At 41.1% G+C, this 10,508-nt stretch carries 7 protein-coding genes; 5 read left to right on the top strand and 2 right to left on the bottom strand.

Features of this window, described 5'->3' with window-relative positions; translation table 11 throughout:
- The 3 genes from VIM94_RS12700 to VIM94_RS12690 form a co-directional block, all read left to right on the top strand.
- On the top strand, positions 1-255 hold a 255-nt coding region (locus VIM94_RS12700; RefSeq protein WP_332039673.1), incomplete at its 5' end, for a M20/M25/M40 family metallo-hydrolase.
- A 2-nt stretch (positions 256-257) separates the two neighbouring features.
- Positions 258-1,880, top strand: coding sequence for an FMN-binding glutamate synthase family protein (locus VIM94_RS12695; protein WP_332039672.1), 1,623 nt, complete (start codon positions 258-260; stop codon positions 1,878-1,880).
- Complete coding sequence (locus VIM94_RS12690; RefSeq protein WP_332039671.1) at positions 1,877-2,398, top strand: hypothetical protein; 522 nt, start codon at positions 1,877-1,879, stop codon at positions 2,396-2,398. The genes VIM94_RS12695 and VIM94_RS12690 overlap by 4 nt, the downstream gene beginning before the upstream one ends.
- Here the strand turns inward: VIM94_RS12690 and VIM94_RS12685 are convergent.
- Both VIM94_RS12685 and VIM94_RS12680 read right to left on the bottom strand, forming a co-directional pair.
- Complete coding sequence (locus tag VIM94_RS12685) at positions 2,395-3,318, bottom strand: patatin-like phospholipase family protein (protein ID WP_332039670.1); 924 nt, start codon at positions 3,316-3,318, stop codon at positions 2,395-2,397. The two genes, VIM94_RS12690 and VIM94_RS12685, sit on opposite strands and share 4 nt — an antisense overlap.
- 84 nt (positions 3,319-3,402) lie before the next feature.
- Positions 3,403-5,517, bottom strand: coding sequence for a M1 family metallopeptidase (locus tag VIM94_RS12680; protein ID WP_332039669.1), 2,115 nt, complete (start codon positions 5,515-5,517; stop codon positions 3,403-3,405).
- 108 nt (positions 5,518-5,625) lie between these two features.
- Here VIM94_RS12680 and recG point away from each other — a divergent pair, with 108 nt between their 5' ends.
- Both recG and pheT read left to right on the top strand, forming a co-directional pair.
- Complete coding sequence (recG, locus tag VIM94_RS12675) at positions 5,626-7,725, top strand: ATP-dependent DNA helicase RecG (protein ID WP_332039668.1); 2,100 nt, start codon at positions 5,626-5,628, stop codon at positions 7,723-7,725.
- 294 nt (positions 7,726-8,019) lie between these two features.
- A complete protein-coding gene (gene pheT, locus VIM94_RS12670; protein WP_332039667.1) occupies positions 8,020-10,446 on the top strand; it encodes a phenylalanine--tRNA ligase subunit beta in 2,427 nt (808 codons plus the stop codon).
- Positions 10,447-10,508: the final 62 nt, after the last annotated feature.

The raw sequence follows: 10,508 nt of genomic DNA, 5'->3' as shown, positions 1-10,508 counted from the left end.
CGCCAAATGCTTCCCACCCTTGAAAAAGTTGCCGGAAAGGATAAGGTAAAGTTGGTTAAAGCCACAACGGGGGGAGAAGATTTTTCTTTCTTCCAGGAAAAGATACCCGGGTTTTATTTTTTCCTTGGAGGAAAACCTCTGAACGCCACTAAACCGGCGCCTCATCACACCCCCGATTTCTTTATCGATGAAAGCGGAATGCTATTAGGTGTCAAAACTTTGTCACAAATAGCTATAGATTATTTAAATCAGTAATTATGACTGCGGTATTAGATTTCCTTGCAACTATAAGTTGGTGGGGATGGCTTCTTATCTTTCTTAGTTTACTAGGGCTAAAAGATATTTTCTTCAACCGGAAGCACAGCATTAAACATAATTTCCCCATAGTAGGGCATTTAAGATATTTCCTTGAAGGAATCGGTCCTGAACTCAGGCAATACCTCGTGGCCAGCAATCGTGAGGAGTTACCCTTCAACAGAATTGAAAGAGGCTGGATCTACGCTTCTGCCAAAAACGAGAATAATTATGAAGGCTTTGGAACAGATCAGGATATTTATTCAAACCATTATATTTTTATCAATAATGCCATGCTTCCTTTCAAGATGGGGGAGAATCACCCAAACAGGAATGACCCCGGTTTTATTGCCTGTGCCAAAGTAATTGGAGAATTCAATAATAGAAAGCGTCCCTTTCGGCCGGCTTCGGTTATCAATGTTTCTGCGATGAGTTTTGGTTCGCTCTCAGCGCGTGCGATAGAGGCTTTAAACAAAGGCTGTAAGGAAGCCGCAGCCTATCACAACACTGGGGAAGGCGGACTTTCACAATATCATCAGAAAGGAGCCGATGTGGTATTTCATTTCGGCACGGGATACTTTGGGGTTAGGGATAAAAAAGGAAATTTTTCAATGGAAAGAATAGTAAAACTGGTGAAGGAAAACCCCCAGATTAGAGCCATTGAAATTAAACTATCCCAGGGTGCTAAACCCGGGAAAGGCGGAGTTTTACCCGCCTCTAAAATCACTCAGGAAATCTCTGACATACGGCACGTACCCCTGGGTAAAGATGTACTTTCCCCTCCTAATCATTCGGCCTTCAGCACTATTTCTGAAATGATAGATTTCATAGAAGATATTGCGGAAGCCACAGGCCTACCCGTAGGGATTAAATCTGCAGTAGGAAAATTAGATCAATGGGAAGAACTGGCTTCTATTATGGCCAGAACGCAAAGAGGGCCTGATTTTATTACCATAGATGGTGGAGAAGGTGGAACAGGCGCAGCTCCTCCTAGTTTTGCCGATCACGTCTCCCTCCCATGGATTTATGCTTTTTCTGAAGTCTATAAAATTTTTATGAATGAAGGCATCACTAACCGAATCGTTTTCATAGCCAGTGGGAAACTCGGTTTCCCTGCCAAAGCTACAATGGCTTTCGCCATGGGTGCCGACTGTATTAACGTGGCCAGGGAAGCTATGATGAGTATTGGCTGTATCCAGGCGCAATCCTGCCATAATAACACCTGTCCCACTGGGATTGCCACCCAGAATAAATGGTTGCAATCTGGTTTGAACATACAAGATAAAGCGAGACGGGTTAATTATTACTTCACGAAGTTCAGAATAGAATTGCTGGAAATTACTCATGCCTGTGGTTATGAACACCCCAGCCAGTTTACAATGTATGATGTCGAAATAAATTTGAGTGATAAGAACCTGGCAGAAAATCTCGCTTCAACTTTTACGTATCACAAAGAAAAAGTACCTTTCGGCAGTATAAAAGAACACCTGGAATGCCCGCATTTAGGTGGAAAATACAAAGAAAAAGAAGTTAAAACCAAAGAAGCAGAAACCGAGGACACCTCTGTTTACGATAAAAAAGAATGAATCAGATAGAACTTTCACAACTACTTTTAGCACTTTTACCGGCACTTATAGTAGGTGCCCTGGCTTACTATTTTTTTAAATCTTTTCTAAAAAGTGAAGAAGGCCGGCGCCGGTTTCTCCTGGTAAAAGACAACCAGAAGACAGCACTGCCTATACGGCTGCAGGCTTACGAGAGAATGACTCTTTTTCTGGAAAGAATATCACCCGGAAAAATTTTATTTCGCGTAAAACCAAATTCAGATGATCCGTCTCAGTATGAACAATTACTGATAAGAACTATAGAACAGGAATTTGAACATAACCTGGCCCAGCAAATCTACCTTAGCGGAGATTGTTGGGATTACATCAAAACAGCTAAAAACGCTACTATTGGGCTTATTAGAAAAGCTAAAGGCTTAGATGAGGTAACAACAGCCGATGCTTTGCGGGAAACCATTTTAAAAAACCTGATGGAAAAACCGGCACCTACAGATGCAGCCCTCGCTTATATTAAAAAAGAAGTAAAATCTTTTCTTTAAAAGAATCCGAAGAAGTTTTTCTTGCGTTGTTCCAGATACTGCATATGCCTTTCCCTGGCGTGATCAAAACCTTGTTGCCACCATTCAGACATTAATTTTTTATTGAAAACCAATGAATTCTCGGTAAGTTTGGTCGGGGTATAATAGGTGTTCAGCTTCACCTTCTTATTTAGGGCGGCGAGTTTGCCTTCCACGATGTCATGATATTCTACCTGGTCTTGTAAAAATCCAAACAGATTGATCATTAACGAGAATGGATTTTTTCCCAGCACTTTATTATATTCCATATTTTCGGCCTCAAGAATAATGGCGTCAACTTCTTTTGCACCGCGTTTTATAGCTTCTCTAATAGGCACCACACACCCGAGTCCGCCGTCGGCATACTCGTACCCGTCTTTATTAGCGAGACTCATAAACGGGATATAATTACAACTTATCCAGATCCAGTCGCAAAAATCTTCGTAATTAAAATCGTGGATAGACTTATACTCCACCCGGTTTTTAGAAAGATTAGAAACGGTAACCACTACATCTTTTACAGAGGTTTGCAGCAGTTTGAATTCTTCAGGAGAAAAATTACGTTTTATATGCTTCCTTAAGTTCTGGCTTTCTCCAAAAGTTCTTTTTTTACGAATAAATTGCCAGAAAGTATTCAGGTAATTAATAGTTACATACTCACGGCCTTCTTTTTTCTTAACAATAAAGGGATTAACACTGAAGATTTTATGCTGGTTTACATTGGTATAAATATCATATACCTTTTCTATATTTCCGGCAGCAAGATGTGGTATAAGCAAACTCCCGGTGGAAGTCCCCAGGAACATATCATATTTTCTTCCTTCTTCCTGAATTAAATACTGGGCCACCCCACCGGCAAAAGCTCCTTTACTTCCACCTCCGGATATTACCAATGCTCGCATTACCTGTTTTTCTTTTTGATTCTGTCACCAATTATATTAGCCAAAATAAGTAAATGATTTAAAACGAAGATATAAGTTCAGGCGTTAACTCTCTAATTTTTCTAATAAATAAAGCCTTTCCTGTTCTGGCAGATTCTCTTTAAGCATTTGGAACTGCAGGCGGTAATCAGGATTTTTAATTAATTCAGAAAGCAATTCCCGGCTAAATTTCCTGAACTGGTAGTTATGATGCTGCGTTGCCTCCATTAAATTCCTGAGGTTATCTTCATTGAAAGCGCTTATCTGGAAAAGATAACTAAAGGCATTTCTTCTAACCCCAAAAGGAATGTATGGGGCGGTGTAGCCTGCAAGCTCTTTATAGGTTTGCTGCTGCATTTCGGGCTCAAAAGCCGGTGTAGCCAGGTTAAGGGTTAACCAGAGAATTCTCAGGTTTCTATCGGTGAAACCTGTGAGGCCCTGGGTTTTTTCCAGGTATCGTGTATTTTCCTGAGGAAACTGCATCCAAAGGTTAGTTAGGGCTGCCTCTATGCTGAGCCAGGATTCATCGTATAACAGAGACTCATAGTCGGCTTTTAATTGCTGCGGAATTTCATCCATGCTCAACGCGATAGCCTGACGCACAAAAATGTTTTCACTCTGAAAGGCCAATTTATAAAGCTGCAAGGCTTCAATTGAAGTTTCTCCTGCAAGCTGAAAGACTACTTCCTGGCCTATATAATCATTTACAGGCTTCTGAAGCGCCCTTCTCAGGAGATCTGATTTTTGCTCTAATGATATTTCCCTTAAGGAGGCAATGTCCAGATAATTCCGCATGAATTCAGATTTTTTCAGGGAATTCAATGCTTCTGTGCCCTGGAAGGCCGTTTGCCTAAGCCAATCAGCTATAAATCCGGAAAGATCCTGCCCGGATGCTCTTTCAACTTCAGCAATAAAATTATCGGTGCTCACATTTTGGTAGGCATAGAGCTCCAGGTAATTTCTAACCGCTGTCTTAAACGCCTCATCCCCTACTTTTTCTCTCAGGATATGCAATGCCCAGGCTCCTTTCTGGTAATAAGTTAGGGAACTGCCACCCTTTCTCATTAAAACCTCACCCTTTCCGGAATCGCTTAATTCCTTTAATCGCTCTGCCGATTCATACAACTTCCAGTAATAATAATCATCTCCAAAAATCTCCCTTTCAGCAAGCAGCGCGTAATAAGTCGCAAAACCTTCATGCAACCAGTGATGTTCCCCGGCCTCCTGGGTCACCAGGTTTCCAAACCACTGATGGGCAAGCTCATGGGCATTCACATTCACATAATTCCGGTCTTTAAAACCTACCTCATCGGTAAGTAAGGCCCTGGAAAAAATAGTAGCCCCTGTATTTTCCATTCCGGCATAGAGAAAATCCTGTACCGGCACCTGTTTGTAATTCTGCCAGGGATAGAGTACCCCGATCTCATTTTCCAGGAAATCAAATATTTCTTTACTATACCTGTATGTTGGTTCCCTGAGAGAATCCTCCCCTTCTTCAAGGTATAATTCCATAGTGACTCCAGAAGTCGATTTCAATTCTTCCTTCTGAAATTTTCCGGCTGCCACGGCCAGCAAATAGCTGCTCATTGGTTTCTGCATTTGGAAACTCCAACGGAAAATTGAATCATTTAAAGATTTCACTGAACCTAATTCTCCGTTGGAAATCACTTCATAGCCTTTCCTGAAATCAAAGCTAAGATCATAAACCGCCTTTTCGTTCAGGTTATCGATGACCGGAATCCAGTGAGAAGAATCCTTGCCCTGTCCCTGTGTCCACACCTGTTTTGAAGCCTGAATATTTTCAGGAATATTCCAGTTTATAAAATACATCGCTTGCCGTGGTTGAGCCGAATAACTTAAGCTGATTTGATTAGCTTCAGATGGTTTAAGTTTTGTTTTCAACCAGAGAACACTTCCGGTATTACTGATAGAAACGCTTTTACCATTGATTTTAACTTCTGAAAATTCCATTTTTTGAGCATCGAGATAAACGGAATCCACCTGGTTCAAAACATCAAAATTATAAACTACCTCTCCCTCCACTTTTCCGGATTCCGGGAGAATGGCGATACTGGCTTCAATATTTTTAAAATCGAGATTCCTGAGCTGGGAAGAAACATGGTCCTGGGAAAAGACAACACTGAGATTCAGCATTAAAATGCTTAAAAATAGATATTTCATACAGAAGATATATGACCTGCAAATTACGAAAAACCTGTCCCGTGCGCAACGGGATAATTTTTTAAGAAAATCTAAGCCAAAAAAACTGATTTTAATATCTTCGTTTCCATGAATGCCAACTTGCTTCAAACTCCCATAGACTACCTTAAAGGTGTTGGCCCTAACCGGGCAAAGGTCCTGAAAACGGAATTAGGCATTCAAACCTATGGAGAGCTGCTCAATTTTTTTCCGAATCGTTATTTAGATAAAACGCGTTTTTATAAGATCAATGAGTTGCAACGAAATTCTGCAGACGTACAGCTTGTTGGAAAGATTACCCATATAAAAAGTGTAGAACAAAAACGTGGAAAACGCCTTGTGGCCAATTTTGTAGACAGTACCGGCAAGATGGAACTGGTATGGTTTCGTGGGCAAAAGTGGATAAGAGAAAACCTTAAACTCAACACTCCCTATGTGATCTTCGGGAAAACCAATTGGTTCAACGGGCTTTTTAGTATGCCTCATCCCGAAATGGAACTGGTCGAAGATTATAAAAAGCAATTGCGCACCGCAATGCAACCCGTTTATCCTTCTACCGAAAAACTTGCAAAAACGGGAATTACCAACAGGGTGATCAATAAAGTCGTGCAGCAACTTTTCCTGGAAGCCAAAGGCAGATTTTTTGAAAGTCTTTCAGAAGAAATTTTGCAGGAATTCAAACTCATTTCCAAATCTGAAGCGCTTTTCAATATCCATTTTCCGAAAAGCCAGGAACTGCTTGCAAAGGCACAATTCCGTTTAAAATTTGAAGAACTTTTTTACATACAACTGCAACTCATCAGGAAAAATCTTCTTCATAAAAAGAAAATTAAGGGATATGTTTTTGAAAAAGTAGGAGATAATTTCACCAACTTTTATAACGAGCATTTACCCTTCGATTTAACCGGAGCACAAAAGCGAGTGATCAAAGAAATAAGGAATGATTTAGGCAGTGGCGCACAAATGAACAGGCTTTTGCAAGGTGATGTGGGTTCAGGAAAGACAATTGTTGCGCTAATGTCAATGTTTATAGCACTTGACAACGGTTTCCAGGCCTGCTTAATGGCCCCTACTGAAATTTTGTCAGTACAACATTATAACGGGTTAGTCGATTTATGTAAAAATCTAAATACCAGTATAGAACTTCTCACAGGTTCAACTAAAACTTCAAAAAGAAGAGAGATTCACGAAAAACTGGAAAATGGGGAAATAGACATTCTAATTGGTACTCATGCGCTATTGGAAGACAAGGTACAATTTAAAAATTTGGGCCTTGCAGTGATAGATGAACAACATAGGTTTGGAGTAGCTCAAAGGGCCAGGTTATGGAAGAAAAACGACCTCCCTCCTCACATTCTGGTAATGACTGCTACCCCAATTCCACGCACCCTTGCCATGAGTCTGTATGGCGACCTGGATATCTCGGTAATCGATGAACTACCTCCCGGAAGAAAACCGATTAAAACCGTACACCGGTATGATGCCAATCGTTTAAAAGTATTTGCTTTTATAAGGGAAGAAATTAAAAAAGGAAGACAGGTATACATCGTCTACCCATTAATCCAGGAATCAGAAACTATGGATTACAAAGACCTGATGGACGGCTACGAAAGTATTGCCAGGGAGTTTCCTGAATTTCAGATTTCCATAGTTCACGGACAGATGAAATCGGAGGCCAAGGATTATGAGATGGACCGTTTTGTGCGCGGGGAAACGCAAATCATGGTAGCCACCACCGTAATAGAGGTTGGCGTGAATGTTCCCAACGCCAGTGTTATGATTATTGAAAGCGCCGAACGATTTGGCCTATCCCAGCTACACCAGCTTCGGGGCAGGGTGGGTCGTGGGGCCGAACAGAGCTTTTGCATCCTTATGACAGGTCACAAACTATCAGAAGACAGTAAAACCCGCTTGCAAACCATGACGGGTACTAACGACGGATTCGAGATCGCTGAAGTCGATCTAAAACTTCGTGGCCCAGGAGACCTGATGGGAACTCAACAAAGCGGAGTACTAAACCTACAAATTGCCGATATCGTAAAAGACAACGATATTTTAAAAGCAGCAAGGCATCTTGCAACTAAAATCTTAAAAGAAGACCCTAATCTTCAGTTAGAAAAAAACAGGATTCTACACCACACTTTCGCTCAAATTTCCAGGAAGAAAACAATCTGGAATTATATCAGTTAAAACTAAATTTTCCAGAATTTTCTTTTCTAAAATAAGAGACTGAGATGGTCTATTACCCGCAATGGAAACGACAATATTGAATGAAATGTATATCTTCAAAATGAAACCGATAATGAATAGGAGCTAGTGAACCAATAGAGAGAGAAAAAAACCTAATCCAGGGATTTTAACCGGATTCTAAAAAAGATAAGCCTTCCGTTTCACTTTTTAATTTGTGATTAGGTCAAAATTAAAATTTCAAATTATGTCAAAACCGTTCGTAATACTATCTTTGCTGCCTGAAAAAACAATGCGATGAAGATTTCATATAACTGGTTAAAGCAATTTATTAAGCTCCCCGAAAATCCCGAGGAGACCGGAGAATTACTTACCGACCTTGGCCTGGAAGTAGAAGGCATTCAGGAATTTCAAAGTGTAAAAGGAGGATTAGAGGGCATCGTAGTAGGACACGTGCTTAGTTGCGAAGACCATCCCAATGCAGATAAACTGAAGCTTACCAATGTATCCCTTGGTAATGGAGAACAGGTACAAATCGTATGTGGAGCCCCGAATATCGCCACCGGCCAGAAAGTTCCGGTTGCAACCATTGGCACAACACTCTATGATGAAAAAGGTGCAGCCTGGCCTATAAAGAAGGGAAAAATACGGGGGGAAGCCAGTTTTGGGATGATATGCTCTGAAAAAGAACTTGGCTTAAGTGACGACCACCAGGGGATTATGGTTATGAAAGATGATCTTGAACCGGGAAAAGCAGTAGCCGATATCTTTGAAGTAGAAAATGACCAGATTTTTGAAATTGGTTTAACGCCTAACCGCGCCGATGCAATGAGTCACTGGGGTGTCGCCAGAGACCTAAAAGCCGGGTACCAGCAGCAAGGCAAAACCCTGGAACTTATTACGCCCTCGGTGAGCAGCTTTCACGTAGACAGCCGAAGCCTGAAAATTCCAATTAAAGTGGAAGATTCAAATCTGGCGCCAAGATATTGCGGGGTAACTATTTCAGATATCAAGGTGGAGAGTTCACCAAAATGGCTTCAAAACAGGCTTAAGGCCATTGGAATTACTCCAAAAAATAATGTGGTAGATGCCACCAATTACGTAATGCACGAACTCGGGCAGCCTTTACACGCCTTTGATGCCGGAAAAATAGCCGGAAACCAGATCAATGTAAAGACGCTTCCGGCAGGCACCAAATTCATCACCTTAGATGAAGTTGAGCGCGAATTGCACGAAGATGATCTTATGATTTGCGACGCCGAAAAACCACTGTGTATTGCAGGTGTTTTTGGCGGGATTACCAGCGGAGTTACTGCAAGTACCACCGCGATATTCCTGGAAAGCGCTTACTTTAACCCGGTTAGCATCAGGAAGACAGCCAAAAGACACGGTTTAAATACCGATGCTTCCTTTAGATTTGAACGTGGTATCGATATCAATTCTGTAGAATATGCGCTAAAAAGAGCGGCTCTTCTTATAAAAGAGATTGCCGGCGGAGAGGTCACCAGTGATATTGACGATCTTTATTTTAAGAAAATAGAAGACTTCCAGGTCTTCCTAACTTTCGATAAGGTAAATAAACTTATTGGGGAAAACCTGGAGGAAGAAACTATAAAATCTATCCTGGCAAGTCTTGAAATTCGTGTGAATAATGTTACCGAAACCGGCATGGGATTAACTATTCCCTCCTATCGCGTAGATGTTATGCGAGAGGCCGATGTGATCGAGGAGATCCTTAGAGTATATGGCTACAACAACATTAAGTTTAGCGATAAGCTAAATGCCTCTGTTTCTATTTCATCTAAATTTGAAGACTACAAACTCCAGAACCTCATCTCCAATCAATTGGTGGGACAGGGTTTTTACGAAAGTATGGCCAATTCACTAACCACTCCGGAGTATACCAAACTTAGTGAACAGATCAAGGATGAATATAATGTAGAAATGTTGAATCCGCTTAGCCTGGACCTATCGGTTATGCGACAGTCAATGCTGTTTTCAGCACTGGAAGCCGCCAGCTATAATATAAACCGAAAGCGAAACAGACTAAAATTATTCGAATTCGGGAAGACCTATCACAACTACGTAAGCGGTAGGACTGAAAGCAAACACCTCGCGCTAACTGTGACCGGAAACAGGCAGGCCGAGAATTGGAACATTTCTCCCGGTAATGGTAATTTTTTCTATCTGAAAGGGATCATTCTGGCTATCCTGGATCGACTTGGGGTAAACAGCAGTAAAACCTCAGCTACCAAAAGCGATTTGTTTTCTGAAGGGCTTGCGATGAGCTCCAGGAAAGCGAAACTTGTGGAATTTGGGGTAGTTAAAAAATCTATCCTGAAACATTTTGATATTCAACAGGAGGTACTTTTTGCCGATTTTAACTGGGAAGCTATTATCGAGGAAGCTACCACACAAAAAAAGAAATTTAATCCTATCCCGAAATATCCTGCTGTAAGACGTGATTTCGCGCTATTGCTAGACGAATCGGTTTCTTATGAAGAGATTGAAAATATCGCCCTGCAAACCGGTAAAAAAATGCTTAAAGAAGTGAATCTCTTTGATGTTTACCAGGGCAGCAACCTGCCGGAAGGAAAAAAGAGTTATGCGGTGAGTTTTCTCTTCCAGGACGAGAACAAAACCTTAACCGATAAACAGGTAGACAAGATGATGGGCAAACTTCAGCAAAGATTTGAAAATGATCTGAAGGCTGAATTGAGATAACAAAAACTTAACCAAATAAAAAAATCCGTGGTTCTTAATAAGACCACGGATTTTTTGTTTTA

Origin of the sequence: Salegentibacter sp., from assembly GCF_036568425.1 — a bacterium.
Classification (GTDB): domain Bacteria; phylum Bacteroidota; class Bacteroidia; order Flavobacteriales; family Flavobacteriaceae; genus Salegentibacter.
Note: the sequence above shows the minus strand (reverse complement) of the source record. Positions and strands in the feature narration are given on the sequence as shown.